Here is a 14,305-nt window from a genome sequence, read left to right as displayed (position 1 = left end):
CCGCACGGCGGCCGGTTCACAGGAGGCGTCATGAGGCTGGGCAAAGCACTCGCCACCGGGATCGCCGAGGAAGCCCCGCAGGACCGGCCGCGGCGACAAGATCTTGAGCGGCAGCACGTGGAGCCGGAGCCCGAACGGGCGGCGGCGGCCGAGGAGCCGACGGCCGAGCGGCTGACGGCCGAGGTCCCGGCAGTCCGATGAGGCTGCGGCTCCCCGCGGAACGCCCGAAGGAGCCGCCGACCGGATACAAGATCGCCCGCCTGGCGCTGTCCCAGGACGGCGCCAGGGCCGGGTTCACCGGCGTCTCCCTGGGCGCGGCCAGGCCCTACGGCGCGCTCGACGCGGCCCACTGCGTCTACGGCCGACGGCACGCGGCCCCGCACCGACGCTGCGACTGCGGCTTCCACTGCGTCCACGAGCGCGGCGCGGCTGAGGCACTCCTGTGCACCGGCGCCTACCGCGGGGCGGCGCTGCTCGAGGTGACGGTGCTCGGCGCGTACATCCGTTTCGAACGCGGCTTCCGGTGCGCGCGCCAGCGGGTGCGCACGGTGACGGTGCAGCCGTGCGGCTGCGGCGCGCGGGCCTCGGTCCTCGCTGACGTCGGGTGGGGCAGGCCGGGGTGGCGGGTGATCGAGGGGGTGTGCGGCGCCTGTGTCGGCAGGCGTATCTCACTGCGGCTCGCGGAGTTCGCCCGCCTCGCGGGGGAGTGGCTCACGGTCACCGCGGCGCGCCCCGATTCCGTGCCGGGGTCGCCGTCCGAGGCCATGGGGGTGCCGGAGCTGGTCGCTGAGGCGGCGCTGCTGCAGGCGCGACTCGACTTGTTCCAGGGCGAGTTGGCCCGGCTTGCGGGCGAGGAGAAGAGCTGACGGAGGCCATTCCTCCGGGGATCCTTAGAGGGCTGGCTCGAAACCGCCGTGGCTGCGCGAGCAGCACCGAACGGCGGGGGCGAAACCAGCACAGCGCACCGCACCCCTAAGGAGTCGCCATGGCCACCGACAAGGAGTTTGAGATCGCGCGGGAGTTCGAGGTCGACGCCTCTCCTGTCGAGGTCTGGGAGGCGCTCACCACCGGCACGGGCGGCTGGCTGTGGCCCATGGAGTACGAACCCCGCGAAGGAGGCGCCGCCCCCTTCGGCGGCACAGTCACCCACTGGGAACCGCCCCACCGCCTGTCCGGCCGCGTCGAGAACCCCGAAGGCCTCCCGCCGGGCCGCATACTCAACAAGATCGACCTCGCCGTCGAGCCCCGCGACGGAGGCCGCCGCTCCTGGATCCGCTACGTACACAGCGGCGTCCTCACCGGTGACCGGGACAACCAGTACGACGGAGCCAGCAGGCACACCGACTTCTACCTGCACACCCTGCGCCAGTACCTGACGTACTTCCCGGGCCTCGCCGTCACCTTCACCACCCTCGAAGGACCGGCCCCCTCCGCCGCCCCGGACGCCTTCACCAAACTGGGCCGCCGCCTCGGCCTGCCCGACGACGCGTCCGAGGGCGCCCGCGTACGGGTGGACGCCCCCGGTGAATCCCTCGACGCGATGGTCGACTTCCGCAGCCGGCTCTTCATCGGCCTGCGCACGGACACCGCGCTCTACCGTTTCTTCGGCCGCAACCACTTCGGCGCCCCCGTGGGCATCAGCATCCACGACTTCGCCCCGCAGGCGGACGCCAAGGGCACCGAAATGGCCTGGCGCGACTGGCTGCTCAGGCTCTACGCGTGAGGCTCGATGCGTGATGCTCTACGCGTAACGATTGAACGCTACGGACGGAACCGCAGCACCTGCGGGTCATGGTCGCTGTTCTGCTCCGCGAACTCCGCGTTGATGTGCACGCTGTCGTACGAGAAGCCTCCCTTGCCCGCGCTCCCCACCCCGGGACTGGTCAGGATCTGGTCCAGGACCTGGGTGTTCCCCTGGTAGACGTACGAGTAACGCTCCGACCGGGGAAGGGACTTGACGGCGGACTTCAGCGCGCCCCCCGCCTCGAGGGCAGTGGTCGTCGCCGAGAACTCGAAGTCGTTCACGTCCCCCACGACCACCACGTCCGCGTTCTTCCGCACCTTGCGGACGTCCCGCACGAAGGAGTTCACCGCCTGCGCCTGCCGCACGCGCTTCTCCTCCGACGACCGCACCGGCGGCTGATGCCGCGAGACGAGACTCTCGTCGCCGCCCTTCGACCCGAAGTGGTTGGCCACCACGATCACGCTCCGCCCCCGGAAGCTGAACTCACCGGCCAGCGGCTTGCGGCTGTCCGCCCACGCGGTGTTCGCGGGGTCGACGCGCCCGGGGGAGAGCGTCAGCGCCGCGCGCCCGCCGGAGGAACGTACGACACCCGTGCCCGTCGTCGCGTCCCCGTGGCCCCGGTCCGTGAAGGAGACCCGCTCGGGGTTGAAGAGGAACACCTGGCGGATGTTCCCGCCCGGCTCCCCGCCGTCCTTGTTGTTCTGCGGGTCGATGGACCGCCACGCGTACTGCGGCCCGCCGGCGGCGACGATCGCGTCCGTGAACTTCTTCAGGGTCGCCTCCGCCGAGACGGTCCCGTCGTTCTTCGCGCCGTTGTCGTCCTGGATCTCCTCGAGGGCGAGGATGTCGGGCGAGGCGAGATTCGAGACGACGGCCCCGGCGAGGGCGTCGAACTTCGTCTGCGGATCAGTGGGATCGAGGTTCTCCACGTTGTACGTCGCGACAGCGAGCTCCCCCTTGGCCTGCCGCCGCGTCTTCTCCCGGTCGAGGCCCTTGTCCGTGACCTTGCCGAGCGTCCGTGCGACCAGCGTGTAGCCGCCGAACTGGTTGAAGTCCAGGGGGCCTTCGGCGCCGCCGGACAGCGCGTCACCGACGTTCGCCTTCGGGAAGGGCTGCTCGGAGACCGGCGCAAGCTGCTGGATCTGGAGGCGCCCGGTGTTCTGGTCGGCGTAGGACTTGTACACCGTGCCGCCGCGCCGGTTCGGGTTCTCGTGCGGCTTCACGGTGACCCACAGCTCCGAGTACGGATCCGTGGCGCCGACCACGCGCGAGGTGCCGACGCGTACGTTCATGCCCTCCAGGGACTCGTAGAGGTCCAGGGCGTACGAGCGCGGCTCGAGGCGCAGCGCGTTGATGCTGCCGCCGTTCGCGGGGTCGCCGTCGGGCGCGTATGCGGAGGGCACCGACCTGGCGTTCACCGTGACGGGCGCGGGCAGCGCGTTGCCGGACGACTCGACCGTCACCGTCGGCTTCGTGAGCTGGGTCAGGGACTGGTTGCCGGACGCTTCGCCGCCCGGAACGTACTCGCCGACGGTCCCGGAGACGCGGACCGCGTCACCGGCCTGCACGGTCAGGGCGGCAGAGCCGGTGTAGACGAAGATGCCCTCGCTGGTCGCGGAGTCGCCGTCGCCCTTCGGGTCCTGGATCCAGAAGCCCTTCGAGCCGTACGAGCGGACGCCGGTCACGATGCCCGTCACGTCCGTGACCTGCTGACCCGCGAGGGGCGAGAGGCGGGTGGTGCCCTGGATGTCGTGGACGCGCACATCGGCGGCGGACGCGGACGATGAGCCCACGGCGAGCAGACCGGCCGCGAGGGCGGTGGCCACGACGGTGGAGACGGCGGCGGATCTCACGGCGGGCCGGGCGGTACGGGATATGTACGGCATGGAGATACTCCGGATGAGGGTGAGTACGTATATGAGGGTTGAGTGCGTCTGGAGCGGGCGAGGCGGGCCGGCGGGTGCCCGGCGCTCTACGCGCGTCAATCTCTTGTGTGGCCAGGGGAGTTGTCAAGGTTCGGCGGGTGTTCTCACCGTGTATGTCTTCTGACAGGGACATGAACCGGGCGGCATGGGGCCAAATCCGTCTAGGCTTTGGCCCAGCGCCCCCTTCCTCAGGCTCGCGGCATTGCTCGTGGCATTGCTCGGGCAGGGGAGACCCCATCCTTCGGAGGAGAACCAGCCGATGTCCGTAAGTCCCGCCACCCTGCCGCCGGTGCTGCTGCACTCCGAAGCGGAACTCGCGCGGGCCGCGCTCGCCACGCCGCTGCTCTCCCGCGCCGCGCGGCTCGCCCGCTGGGCGGGCCCCGAGACGCGGGTCGGGGCGGGCGGCGAGCTCGTCGAGGAGCAGCTGCCTGCCGCCGTCGCGGAGCTGGGCCTCGAAGCGGACGACCCGGACTCCGTCGCGTTCGCGAGCGAGGCCTGGCGTGTGGCCGTCGACACGGGCCTGATCGACGTCACGGACGGTGACGAGGCGGAAGGTGAGGACGCGCCGGGCACGGTGACCGCGGGCGAGGACCTCGCCGCGCTCACGTCCGGCAGCCCGCAGGACATCCTCGGCGTCTGGCTCGGCGCCCTGGACACCGTGTACGGGGACGCGACCGTGCCCGACATGGACAACCTCCTCGACGTCCTGGAGGAGAACGGCGAGATCGACTTCGAGGAGCTCGGCTGGGACCCGCAGGCGGAGGCGGACTTCCTGGACGGCGTGCTCGGCAATCTGTACCTGCTCACCGCCGGGGACGCCGGGGCGGGCGAAGGACCGGTGCCGCTGCCCGCGCTCGCCGCGTCGATGATCGTGCCCGACGACATGGGGGAGCCGACGGACGACGTCCTGGAGCAGGTGTCGGACGCGATGATGAAGCTCGACGACCAGTTCCGGCTCTTCGAGCCGCTGGGGCTCGTCGAGTACCAGCCGGTCGACGAGGCCCTCATGGTGGACATCGACGAGGCCGAAGCACCGCTGCCGGACGAGGACGAGGACGAGGACGTCACGCGGTACGGGATGGTCCGGCTCACGCCGCTCGGTGTGTACGGAATCCGGGCGCGGATGCTGGAGGCGGGCGTGGACGCCCCCGCGGTCGGCGATCTCGCGGACAAGGGCGCCGACGCGCTGCTCGAAGGCACGGCCGGTTTCCCGCAGGCCGCAGCGCAGGCCGAGATCGAGCTGTGGCTGGCCCGGCACGAGCCGCTTGCCGCGGCACGGGAGCTCCTGTCCGCCGCGCGGGGCGGGGACGAGGGGGCGCCCCTGCGGCGGCTCCGGTGCCAGCAGGCGCTCTCGCTGGTGGGCCGCGACGCGGAGCCCGCACTGAGGGACGTGCTCGACGACGCCGAGCTCGGTGGGCTCGCCCGGGTGTGGCTGGCCGAGCACGGGGCGGCCGACGTGCCCGCGCCCTCCGAGGCCCTTGTCTTCTGGCTGACCATCGACACGATCGCGGCCCAGCTCGCAGCCGAGGGCAACTCGGACGAGCTGCAGGGTCTCGTGGAGGGTCTCTCCGAGCAGCACAGCGGGTTCTTCGCGGCGGCCTGGCGGGTCGAGCACCCCGCCACCGCGGATGTCCTGGAGGCGATGGGGCGGTTGCACCCCGACAAGAAGGTGGCCAAGGAAGCCCGCAAGGCGGCCTTCAAGGCGCGTTCGCAGCAAGGGATTTGATACCGGGATTTCCCGGGACACCGGGAACCGGCCGGGGCGGAAGGTCCGTCCCGGCCGGTTCTCCGGTTCAGCTCAGCACTTGTACAGCGTCGTGTGCTTGAACGACGACGTAGCGCCGTTGAAGCCGTACGTCCCCCGGTACGCCGGAGGGTTCTGGAACTCGCCCACGATGGTGATCGTGTTGGCGCAGGAGCCCTGGCCCGTGCGCTTGGCGTCCAGGCGGATGGTGTCGCCTATGAAGCCGCCCGTGATGTCCCACGGAGCGCCGCAGATGCCGGAGGTGATCTGCCCGCCCACCACGACGTGCGGGTAGGTGTTCGGGTTGAACTTCACCTCGATGCCGAAGGTGATCGCGCCGTTGTGCAGCTCCAGCTTGGAAGTGGTGGCGACCGCCTCGGCGGACACCTCCTGGGTCGAGGCGAACGCCTCGTCGCGCGTCTTGACCTCGGCGCCCTGCGGATTGTGGAAGCGGTGCTCCCCCTGGGCCTGGCCCTTCTGCTTGCGTGCCTGAGTGGTCATGAATGCCCTCCTCTCGTGGTGCGACCGGTCAGGCCAGCTGTTCGGAGACCTCGACCCGCAGCAGCGCGCGGACGTTCTCGAAGTGGTTGAGCACGGTGACGGTCGAGGAACCGGCGAACAGCAGGCCGAGCGCGACGTTGTCGAGCGAGGTCACCAGGGACCCCGAGTCGCCGCCCGCCGAGATGTTCGTCGTCAGGATCTGGTCCTTGAAGCGGGCCGTGCCCGCCGTGCCGTAGTTGACGTCGATGGTCGCGTCGACGGCGATGATCCGGCCGAAGGAGATGTTGGTCGTACGGCCGGTCTTCTTCACCAGATCGCCGACCGCGACGTTAGCCTTGCGGCGCCAGGCGCGCGGCGCACCGCTGAAGTACGTCTCACGGGTCGCGTCCTGGAAGTCGACGGTGCCAAGGGCCGCGTCGACGACGTTGTTGTGCCGCTCCAGCGGAATCTGCGGCGCGAACTGGATCGTGATGAAGCGCTCCAGGGTCGCGATGCGGTCGGCCGGGTCCTGACCGCCGTCGAAGACACCGGGCTGCACGATCGGGCTGCCCAGCTGTGCGCGGTTGGAGTCGGCGAGCACGTGGTTGTTGGACAGGATGTAGAACTTCGCCGGTACGCCGAGGCCGGAGCCGGGCGGGTCGACGGAGGCGCCGGGCAGGAAGTCGTAGACCACACTGCCGAGCGTGCCGGCCGTCACGCGTACGTTGCCGACCGAGAAGCCGGCGGGGCACGGGCGCATCCGGCGCTTGAGGAGCTGCGGCTCGAACGTGCCGAGCCCGCTGAGCTCTTCCAGCATGGGCTGCGAAAGGCCCGAGAGCTGATCGCTGATGCCGCCGTCGGGGCCGTACGTCACCGAGCGGTCGTCGGGGCGGCTCGTCCTGCGCTGCTGGCGCTGTGCGGCGACGTGGCCGACGGCGATGACGTCGGTGGGGGTGCCGTCGTCCATCTGGGACGGGATGACGTCCCGCTCCGGGAGCATGGACTCCGGGACCTTCTGGGTCACGAACACGAGGACCGCGGGTTCGCCGGTGGGCTCTCCGTCGGTCCACTTCACGCCGTGGCCGAAGCCCACGACGTTGGCCAGTGACGTCTGGGGACCCAGGAAGTCCCCCTTCGCCTGCTGGCGCGAGCTGTCGCTGAGCTGACCGCCGGTGGGTCCTCGCATCAATTCGGGCTGGCTCACCACGCCAGACCACCTCTTCCCCTTGATTGAAGGGTGGAGTTCCGGTCCCGCTTGCGCAGGTCGTCCTACTGCGCCATGGGCTCGCCGATGGCGAGGACGCGCACGGGGACACCTTCGAGCACTTCCGGAACCATGTCTTCGTCCCGGAGCCGGTCACGGGGCACTTTGCGGGTGACGAACACGACGATCACGTCCGCCCCCGAGTGGTCGTCCTTGCCGATGCCGACGCCGGTGACATTGACCAGCTTCATCAGCCGGTCCTCATGGAGGCTGCGTGCCTGCGACGCATCCACGCGGCTCGCCTCCCCTACGGGTGATGCAGGTAGGGGGATGTCTATTGCCGTGAGGATGGCGGGTCAAGGCGTTCCGCACGAAATCTTGGCTTTGCGGGTGTTCCGCGCCTGTTGACCTTGTTTACGAAGTCTCTTCCCCCCTGCGGCTCATGTGCGCACATGCCTGTGGCTCATGTGCGCAGATGTGAAGCGCCATTGAGGTCCAGGACCGTGCCCGATGCCCACTCCGCGACCGGCGAGGCCAGCCAGAGCACCGCCGCGGCGATCTCGTCCGCCGTGCCCGCCCGCCCGAACGGGCTCTGCGCGCGGATCACCGCCCCCTCGTCGCCGCTCAGGCGGTGCGCGACCCGCTCGGTCGCGAAGAATCCGGGCGCCACCGACGCCACCGCGATCCCGTACGGGGCGAGCGACACCGCGAGGGACTGGCCGAGCGCGTGGACGGCCGCCTTGGTCGCCCCGTACGCCGGGTGGTCGGGCTCTCCGCGGAACGCCCCGCGCGAGCCGATGTTCACGATCCGGCCACCCGTGCCCTGGTCGATCATGCGACGGGCCGCAAGGTGGCTGAGGTTCGCCGTGGCCAGGAGGTTCACCGACACGTGCCGCTGCCAGAGCGCCGCCCAGTCCTCGTACGACGTGTCGGCGAGGGGATGCGGCAGGTTCACGGCGGCGTTGTTGACCAGGACATCCAGACCGCCGAGGCCGGTGGCGGCCCGCTCCGCGACGTCCGCGGCCCCTGCCGGATCCGAAAGGTCCCCGCCCACCAGTACGTGGCCGTCGCCCGTCAGGGACGCGAGCGTCGCGCGCGCCTCGTCCTCACGTGAGCCGTAGTGCACCGCGACGCGGTCACCGTTCGTGGCGAAGGCCTGCGCGAGGGCTCTGCCCAGGCCTCGGGAGGCCCCGCTGATCAGGACACGGCGGCCGGTGGCTTGCAGGTTCATGGAAGGAAGCCCCTTGATGTCGGACGGCGTTCAACCGCCGTTTATACGCGAGCGGGAACGTGACGCCGACAGCAGCCCGGCCCGCACCCCGGCCGGAAATGCCCAGCACGTACACAGTCAGCCCGCAGCCCGCTCGTACGCGCCCCAGGAGACATCATGCCGCTCACCCGCAGGGACTTCACCAGACGCTCCGCGATCACCGGAGCGGGGGTCGCGTTGGCCGGCAGCGTCGGCGCGCTCGCCACCGCGCCCGGCGCGCTCGCCGCCGAGGAGACGACGGTGGACGGCGACGACGGGGCCGATGTGCTCGGCGGAGCCCCCGGCTACGGCCCCCTCGTCCCCGACCCGGACGGCCTGCTCGCGCTGCCCGCGGGATTCTCGTACCGCGTGCTCACCCACAGCGGAAAGACGAAGCTGGAGAGCGGCGAGTTCACGCCGTCCAACCACGACGGCACGGCCACCTTCGAGGGCCCGCGCGGCGCGACCCTGCTCGTCAACAACCACGAGCTGAGCGGCGCCCGCTCCACATGGCCGCACCCGGTCCCGCTCACCGAAGGGCTCGTCTACGACCCGGCGGCCTCCGGCGGCTGCACCGTCGTCGAGGTCCGCCGCGACGGACATGTCGCCGAGTGGGTCGGCATCGCGGGCACCGCCACCAACTGCGCGGGCGGCAGCACCCCTTGGAGCACCTGGCTGACCTGTGAGGAGACCGAGGACCGGGCCGGCCAGAACGGCATGACCAAGGACCACGGCTACGTCTTCGAGGTCGACCCGCACGACCGGCGTGCCAACCGCGCCCCCAAGCCGATCAAGGCGCTCGGCCGCTATGCCCACGAGGCCGTCGTCGTCGACCCCAAGCGCGGTCACCTCTACCTCACCGAGGACGCGTCGGGGCCCAACGGCCTGCTCTACCGCTGGACCCCGCCGCACGGCTTCAAGCACGGCCGCGGCAAGCTGCGCACCCTCTCCGACGACGCGGGCGTCCTGAAGGCGCCCAAGTGCTACGACTCCGGCGGCCGTTTCGTGGACGACCTGTCCCGCGCCACCAAGATCGGCACCGTCTACGGCGTCGACTGGGCCGAGGTCCCGGACCGCGACGCCCGCACGGTCCCGGTGCGTCAGCAGTTCGACGACGGCGACATCACGCGCGCCCGCAAGCTCGAAGGCATGTGGTGGGGAGACGGCGGCGTCTACATCGTCGCCTCGTTCGCCCGCGACGAGAGCCCCGTCCAGCACGACGGGCAGGTGTGGTTCTACCACCCCTCGCGCCGCACCCTCACCCTGAAGGTGCTCCTCGGCGTCAACCCGGATCCCTCCAAGGACGGCCCCTTCGACGGCCCGGACAACATCACCGTCTCCCCGTACGGCGGCCTGGTCATCGCCGAGGACGGCGAGGGCGTCCAGCACCTCTTCGGGGCGACCGAACGCGGCCGTACGTACCCGATAGCGCGCAACGAACTCAATGCGGGCACGCCCGGGAAACCCTCCTACAGCGAGTTCACCGGCGTCACGTTCTCGCCCGACGGAAAGACGCTCTACGCCAATATCCAGACCCCCGGCATCATGCTGGCGATCACCGGCCCCTGGCGGCGTCAGCGCCCCTGATGTCCGGCCTCGACCGGCCGCACCGAAAAAGCGTTGGTGCCCCGTCAGTTCGCTCTCCTAAAGTGAAGTTCGTCCAGGTGCGAAGGCAGGACTTACTTCCACTTATCATGGGGAGCGGACGGGTTCGAGTCCCGTCTCCGGCACCAACAGGCCGGAGTAGCTCAGGGGTCAGAGCACCATCGTCAGTTCAGCCGAACGGGAACTCTGGACACCTCAACTTCAGATGTTTCACGCACCTCCCGGTGCGACTTTGATCTCGGGAGGCTCAGCAGCCGGCGTGCCCGGTGCGAAGGCAACGGTTACTTCCGGGGACCGGGAAGCCGCGGGTTCGAATCTCGTCGCCGACTTCGGGTCGGTGTAGCTCAGTCAGGAAGAGCGTCCGGTGTAAAAGTCCGTCGCCGACTCCGGAACTCGGGCACGCCCTCTGCTGTGCTGCCTCCCCCCGGCGATGAGGAATTCGGGGGAATTCACATGGCACGTTTCAACACCAAGTCCGCGAAGGCGCTCATCACTTCTGCGGTGAAGTCGACCGGGCGCACCGCGCCGACCGAGCAGGGCGGCCGGGGTCACCTCCGTGACCCGCGCTCCGAGCTCTTTCTGCTCGCGGTGGCGAATTTCGTGTCCCAGCAGACCTACTACGAGACCGGTGACGGCCGCGACGACCGCTTCGCCGCTCTCGTGCGGCGTCTCGCCGTCGAGGACCCTCAGTGGACCGCGGGCCTGCTCGGCTGGCTGCGCGGCGACGGCAACATGCGCACGGCCTCGATCGTCGGCGCCGCCGAGTACGTCAAGGCGCGCCTCGACGCCGGTGCCACCGACGGACCCGCCAACCGTCAGGTCGTCGCCTCCGTGCTGCGCCGCCCGGACGAGCCCGGCGAGCTGCTCGGGTACTGGACGGCGGCGTACGGCCGGGGCGTCCCCAAGCCCGTCAAGCGGGGCATCGCCGACGCCGTGCGCCGCCTGTACGGCGAGAAGGCGCTGCTCAAGTACGACACGGCGTCCAAGGGCTACCGCTTCGGCGACATCCTCAACCTCGTGCACGCTTCGCCCGACGCGGACAAGCCGTGGCAGGGCGCCCTCTTCCAGTACGCGCTCGACCGCCGCCACCACCCCGACACCGCCGTCCCGCCCGACTCCGCCCGCGTCCTGGCCGCGCACCGCGAGCTGATGGCGGTGCCGGTCGCCGAGCGGCGCGCGGTGGTCACCGGCGCGGGCGGCGCCGAGCGGCTCGCCGCCGCGGGCATGACCTGGGCGGCGCTCGCGGGCTGGCTGCAGGGGCCGATGGACAAGGCCGCCTGGGAGGCGGTCATCCCTTCCATGGGCGCGATGGCGCTGGTCCGCAACCTGCGGAACTTCGACGAGGCAGGCGTCTCCGACGAGGTGGCGGGCGCCGTCGCGGCGAAGCTCGCCGACCCGGCACAGGTCGCGAAGTCACGGCAGTTCCCCTTCCGCTACCTCGCCGCGTACCAGCACGCGCCGTCGCTGCGCTGGGCGTACCCGCTGGAGCAGGCGCTCGGCCACTCGCTGGCCAACGTGCCCGCGCTGCCCGGCCGTTCACTGATCCTGGTCGACCGCTCCGGCTCGATGTGGTCGCCGCTCTCGGACCGCTCGCAGCTCAACCGCGCGGACGCGGCCGCGGTCTTCGGCACGGCGCTCGCGCTGCGGGCGGCGGACGCGGACCTGGTCGAGTTCGGCACCAGCAGCGCCCGGGTGAAGTACCGCGACGGCGAGTCCGTCCTGAGGGTGCTCGAGCGCTTCGGCAGCCTCGGCGGCACGAACACCATCGAGGCGGTGCGCCGCTTCTACAAGAAGCACGACCGCGTCCTGATCGTCACCGACGAGCAGGCGACGTACAACTACCACGGCGACCCGACCGAGCAGGTTCCGGCGCACGTCCCGGTCTACACCTGGAATCTGGCGGGCCACCGGGTGGGCCACGGGGAGTCCGGCAAGGGCAACCGCCATGTGTTCGGCGGCCTTTCGGATGCGGCTTTCCGGATGGTGCAGCTCCTGGAGTCGGGAGCTTCGAGCGATTGGCCGTGGGTGCGGAAGTGAGGGAGGGGGATGAGGGAGGGGGAGGGGCGCGCGGAGGGCCAGGGTCCGCCGCGTATGCCTCCCCGCGACCTTTCCCGCCGTTTTCCGTTCTCTCAAGCCCCTTGTCGGTGACGGAAATTGGTATCTAACATTTCAGTTCATGGGAGCCATGCAGCCGGTGCGCCGCACCCTCCTCAGGGACCAGGCGTACGCATCGATCCGTGACGCGATCGTCGGCGGGGACATCCCGCCGGGCAGCATCGTGCGGGACACCGACCTCGCCGCGTCGCTCGGACTGTCCCGCGCGCCCGTCCGCGAGGCGTTCTCACGGCTCGTCGACGAGGGCCTCCTGGAGACCAAACCGCAGAGCCACACCCGTGTGACGCCGCTTGACGCGGCCCACGTCAGGGACGCGGCGGCCGTGGTGCGCGCCATGCACGAACTCGTTGCCCGCAGCGCGGTGCCCCGCATCGAGCCCGCGCACCTCTACGCGATGCGCGAGGCCAACCGCCGGTTCGCGGCGGCCGTCGCGTCCGGCGACGTGGAGGGTGCCCTGCGGGCCGACGACGACCTGCACGGCGTCCTCGTCGCGGCCTCCGGCAACAGCGCGGCCCGGGCCACCATCACCCGCTACACCCCTCTCATCCGCCGCCTGGAGAGACAGCGCTTCGGCGAGGGCGTGACCTGCGGCTCCGCCGAACTGCACGAGCGTCTCATCGACGCGTGCGCGGACGGCGACCCGGACGCGGCGGCGGCCGTCACCACCGAGATCTGGCGCGCCCTGGAAGAACTCGCACACCCCTGAACCACCCGGAGGCCCCCGTGACCACACAGTCCACGCCCCTCGACTCCTACGCCCGCTACCCCCTCCTCTTCGGCCCCTCGCCCCTCCACCCCCTGGACCGCCTCACCCACCATCTCGGCGGTGCCGCGCTCTGGGCCAAGCGGGAGGACTGCAACTCCGGCATCGCGTACGGCGGCAACAAGACGCGGAAGCTGGAGTTCCTGGTCGCCGACGCCCTCGCCCAGGGTTGCGACACCCTCGTGTCGATCGGCGGCGTCCAGTCCAACCACACCCGCCAGGTCGCGGCCGTCGCCGCCCGCGCAGGGCTCAAGTGCGTGCTGATCCAGGAGAGTTGGGTCGACTGGCCGGACTCCGTCTACGACAAGGTGGGCAACATCCTCATCAGCAGGCTCGCGGGCGCCGACGTACGCCTCGTACGCGCCGGATTCGGCATCGGCATCAAGGACAGCTGGGAGCAGGCGGTGCGCGAGGTCGAGGACGCGGGCGGCAAGCCGTACGCGATCCCGGCGGGCGCCTCCGAGCACCGCCTCGGCGGTCTGGGATTCGCCCGCTGGGCGTACGAAGTGGCCGAACAGGAGGAGGAGTTGGGGGTCTTCTTCGACACCGTCGTGGTCTGCTCGGTGACCGGGTCGACCCAGGCGGGGATGGTCGCCGGGTTCGCCGCACTCGCGGAGGAGGGCGGCCGGCCGCGCCGGGTTCTCGGCATAGACGCCTCCGCCGATCCCGGCCGTACCCGCGAGCAGATCGCCCGGATCACGCGCGGGACGGCAGAGCTCATCGGCGTGCAGGCAGAGGTGAAGGACTCCGAGATCGAGCTGGACGCGCGCTATCACGCGGGCACCTACGGGATCCCCGACGAGGCGACCCTCGACGCGATGCGGCTCTCGGCCCGCACGGAGGGCATGCTCACCGACCCGGTCTACGAGGGGAAGTCCATGGCCGGGATGATCGACCTGGTGGACCGGGGGGAGATCGCGCGCGACGCGACCGTCCTGTACGCCCACCTCGGCGGGCAGCCCGCCCTGAACGCCTACAGCACCTTGTTCTGATTCTTCTGGCGGCTGGAGTGTCGGCTGCGGCGGAGACGTGTGGGGCACACCTGTGCGCGCGGTGCCACGGAGTAACTACGTACCGCTACGAGGAAACCGAGATTGTGTGTCGGTTTGATGCCGATGTGAGGACCGTGTGAGCTCGGAGCATGGTGCGGCGGGGTCCGGAGGGCGCATACTCAGAACATGACGAGGCCCCCCGGTACCCGACGCCACCTGCCGAACAGTCCTTTCAACGTTCCGCCGCCCCCCGCACCGCCCATCGAGCAGTTCGCCGTGGGCGACCGGGTGTCACACGACCAATACGGACTCGGACGTATCGTCGGAGTCGAAGGCGAAGAAGCAGTGGTCATCGACTTCGCAGGCCGCCAGGGAAGGTTCCTGAGCCCTTACGCGAAGCTGGCCAAGCTCTGATCTGACGTACGCCTCCGGGCGCGTCCACACGCACGACAAAGGGCGGTCGGCGGGAAGGTTCATCCCCTTC

14 protein-coding genes are annotated in these 14,305 nt (G+C 70.5%); 9 read left to right on the top strand and 5 right to left on the bottom strand.

Annotation, left to right across the window (positions count from 1 at the left end; genetic code table 11):
• Nucleotides 1-30: 30 nt before the first annotated feature.
• The 3 genes from ACFQ7F_RS31665 to ACFQ7F_RS31655 all read left to right on the top strand — a co-directional run bounded on the left by ACFQ7F_RS31665 (nt 31) and on the right by ACFQ7F_RS31655 (nt 1,723).
• Nucleotides 31-201 (top strand): hypothetical protein, encoded by a 171-nt coding sequence (locus ACFQ7F_RS31665; RefSeq protein WP_383277762.1) that lies wholly within the window; start codon nt 31-33, stop codon nt 199-201.
• Nucleotides 198-866 carry a hypothetical protein gene (locus ACFQ7F_RS31660; RefSeq protein WP_383277759.1) on the top strand — a complete coding sequence of 223 codons (669 nt, stop codon included), beginning with the start codon at nt 198-200 and terminating at the stop codon, nt 864-866. The genes ACFQ7F_RS31665 and ACFQ7F_RS31660 overlap by 4 nt, the downstream gene beginning before the upstream one ends.
• A gap of 119 nt (nt 867-985) precedes the next feature.
• A complete protein-coding gene (locus ACFQ7F_RS31655; protein WP_383277756.1) occupies nt 986-1,723 on the top strand; it encodes an SRPBCC domain-containing protein in 738 nt (245 codons plus the stop codon).
• Nucleotides 1,724-1,761: 38 nt separating this feature from the next.
• Here ACFQ7F_RS31655 and ACFQ7F_RS31650 read toward each other — a convergent pair whose 3' ends face one another.
• Complete coding sequence (locus ACFQ7F_RS31650; protein ID WP_383277753.1) at nt 1,762-3,630, bottom strand: endonuclease/exonuclease/phosphatase family protein; 1,869 nt, start codon at nt 3,628-3,630, stop codon at nt 1,762-1,764.
• A gap of 298 nt (nt 3,631-3,928) precedes the next feature.
• Here ACFQ7F_RS31650 and ACFQ7F_RS31645 point away from each other — a divergent pair, with 298 nt between their 5' ends.
• A complete protein-coding gene (locus tag ACFQ7F_RS31645) occupies nt 3,929-5,395 on the top strand; it encodes a hypothetical protein (RefSeq protein ID WP_383277750.1) in 1,467 nt (488 codons plus the stop codon).
• Nucleotides 5,396-5,467: 72 nt separating this feature from the next.
• Here the strand turns inward: ACFQ7F_RS31645 and ACFQ7F_RS31640 are convergent, their stop codons facing one another.
• From ACFQ7F_RS31640 to ACFQ7F_RS31625, 4 genes are all read right to left on the bottom strand, one after another.
• Nucleotides 5,468-5,914: a hypothetical protein gene (locus ACFQ7F_RS31640; RefSeq protein ID WP_383277747.1), complete on the bottom strand. Its 447-nt coding sequence runs from the start codon at nt 5,912-5,914 to the stop codon at nt 5,468-5,470.
• A 28-nt stretch (nt 5,915-5,942) separates the two neighbouring features.
• Nucleotides 5,943-7,097, bottom strand: coding sequence for a hypothetical protein (locus ACFQ7F_RS31635; RefSeq protein WP_383277744.1), 1,155 nt, complete (start codon nt 7,095-7,097; stop codon nt 5,943-5,945).
• A 65-nt stretch (nt 7,098-7,162) separates the two neighbouring features.
• Entirely contained in the window at nt 7,163-7,390 is a 228-nt protein-coding gene (locus tag ACFQ7F_RS31630; protein WP_383277741.1) for a hypothetical protein, read from the bottom strand.
• 170 nt (nt 7,391-7,560) lie between these two features.
• Entirely contained in the window at nt 7,561-8,328 is a 768-nt protein-coding gene (locus tag ACFQ7F_RS31625; RefSeq protein WP_383277738.1) for an SDR family NAD(P)-dependent oxidoreductase, read from the bottom strand.
• A gap of 156 nt (nt 8,329-8,484) precedes the next feature.
• Between ACFQ7F_RS31625 and ACFQ7F_RS31620 the strand changes: the two genes are divergently transcribed.
• The 5 genes from ACFQ7F_RS31620 to ACFQ7F_RS31600 all read left to right on the top strand — a co-directional run bounded on the left by ACFQ7F_RS31620 (nt 8,485) and on the right by ACFQ7F_RS31600 (nt 14,235).
• A complete protein-coding gene (locus ACFQ7F_RS31620) occupies nt 8,485-9,933 on the top strand; it encodes an alkaline phosphatase PhoX (protein ID WP_383277735.1) in 1,449 nt (482 codons plus the stop codon).
• Between the two features lie 471 nt (nt 9,934-10,404).
• Nucleotides 10,405-11,988 carry a TROVE domain-containing protein gene (locus tag ACFQ7F_RS31615; protein WP_383277732.1) on the top strand — a complete coding sequence of 528 codons (1,584 nt, stop codon included), beginning with the start codon at nt 10,405-10,407 and terminating at the stop codon, nt 11,986-11,988.
• A gap of 139 nt (nt 11,989-12,127) precedes the next feature.
• The gene (locus ACFQ7F_RS31610; RefSeq protein ID WP_383277729.1) at nt 12,128-12,772 is read left to right on the top strand and encodes a GntR family transcriptional regulator; all 645 of its coding nucleotides are present in this window, start codon (nt 12,128-12,130) and stop codon (nt 12,770-12,772) included.
• A gap of 17 nt (nt 12,773-12,789) precedes the next feature.
• Nucleotides 12,790-13,821 (top strand): 1-aminocyclopropane-1-carboxylate deaminase, encoded by a 1,032-nt coding sequence (locus ACFQ7F_RS31605; RefSeq protein ID WP_383277726.1) that lies wholly within the window; start codon nt 12,790-12,792, stop codon nt 13,819-13,821.
• Between the two features lie 186 nt (nt 13,822-14,007).
• Nucleotides 14,008-14,235: a CarD family transcriptional regulator gene (locus tag ACFQ7F_RS31600; RefSeq protein ID WP_383277723.1), complete on the top strand. Its 228-nt coding sequence runs from the start codon at nt 14,008-14,010 to the stop codon at nt 14,233-14,235.
• Nucleotides 14,236-14,305: the final 70 nt, after the last annotated feature.

Origin of the sequence: Streptomyces sp. NPDC056486 (assembly GCF_042795295.1) — a bacterium.
Lineage (GTDB): Bacteria > Actinomycetota > Actinomycetes > Streptomycetales > Streptomycetaceae > Streptomyces.
The sequence above is the reverse complement of the archived record's forward strand: the minus strand, read 5'-3'. Positions and strand labels throughout refer to the sequence as shown.

Coding starts and splice junctions, on each gene's coding strand:
- ACFQ7F_RS31665 (WP_383277762.1), top strand. CDS start 31: ATGAGGCTGGGCAAAGCACTCGCCACCGGGATCGCCGAGGAAGCCCCG.
- ACFQ7F_RS31660 (WP_383277759.1), top strand. CDS start 198: ATGAGGCTGCGGCTCCCCGCGGAACGCCCGAAGGAGCCGCCGACCGGA.
- ACFQ7F_RS31655 (WP_383277756.1), top strand. CDS start 986: ATGGCCACCGACAAGGAGTTTGAGATCGCGCGGGAGTTCGAGGTCGAC.
- ACFQ7F_RS31650 (WP_383277753.1), bottom strand. CDS start 3,630: ATGCCGTACATATCCCGTACCGCCCGGCCCGCCGTGAGATCCGCCGCC.
- ACFQ7F_RS31645 (WP_383277750.1), top strand. CDS start 3,929: ATGTCCGTAAGTCCCGCCACCCTGCCGCCGGTGCTGCTGCACTCCGAA.
- ACFQ7F_RS31640 (WP_383277747.1), bottom strand. CDS start 5,914: ATGACCACTCAGGCACGCAAGCAGAAGGGCCAGGCCCAGGGGGAGCAC.
- ACFQ7F_RS31625 (WP_383277738.1), bottom strand. CDS start 8,328: ATGAACCTGCAAGCCACCGGCCGCCGTGTCCTGATCAGCGGGGCCTCC.
- ACFQ7F_RS31620 (WP_383277735.1), top strand. CDS start 8,485: ATGCCGCTCACCCGCAGGGACTTCACCAGACGCTCCGCGATCACCGGA.
- ACFQ7F_RS31615 (WP_383277732.1), top strand. CDS start 10,405: ATGGCACGTTTCAACACCAAGTCCGCGAAGGCGCTCATCACTTCTGCG.
- ACFQ7F_RS31610 (WP_383277729.1), top strand. CDS start 12,128: ATGGGAGCCATGCAGCCGGTGCGCCGCACCCTCCTCAGGGACCAGGCG.
- ACFQ7F_RS31600 (WP_383277723.1), top strand. CDS start 14,008: ATGACGAGGCCCCCCGGTACCCGACGCCACCTGCCGAACAGTCCTTTC.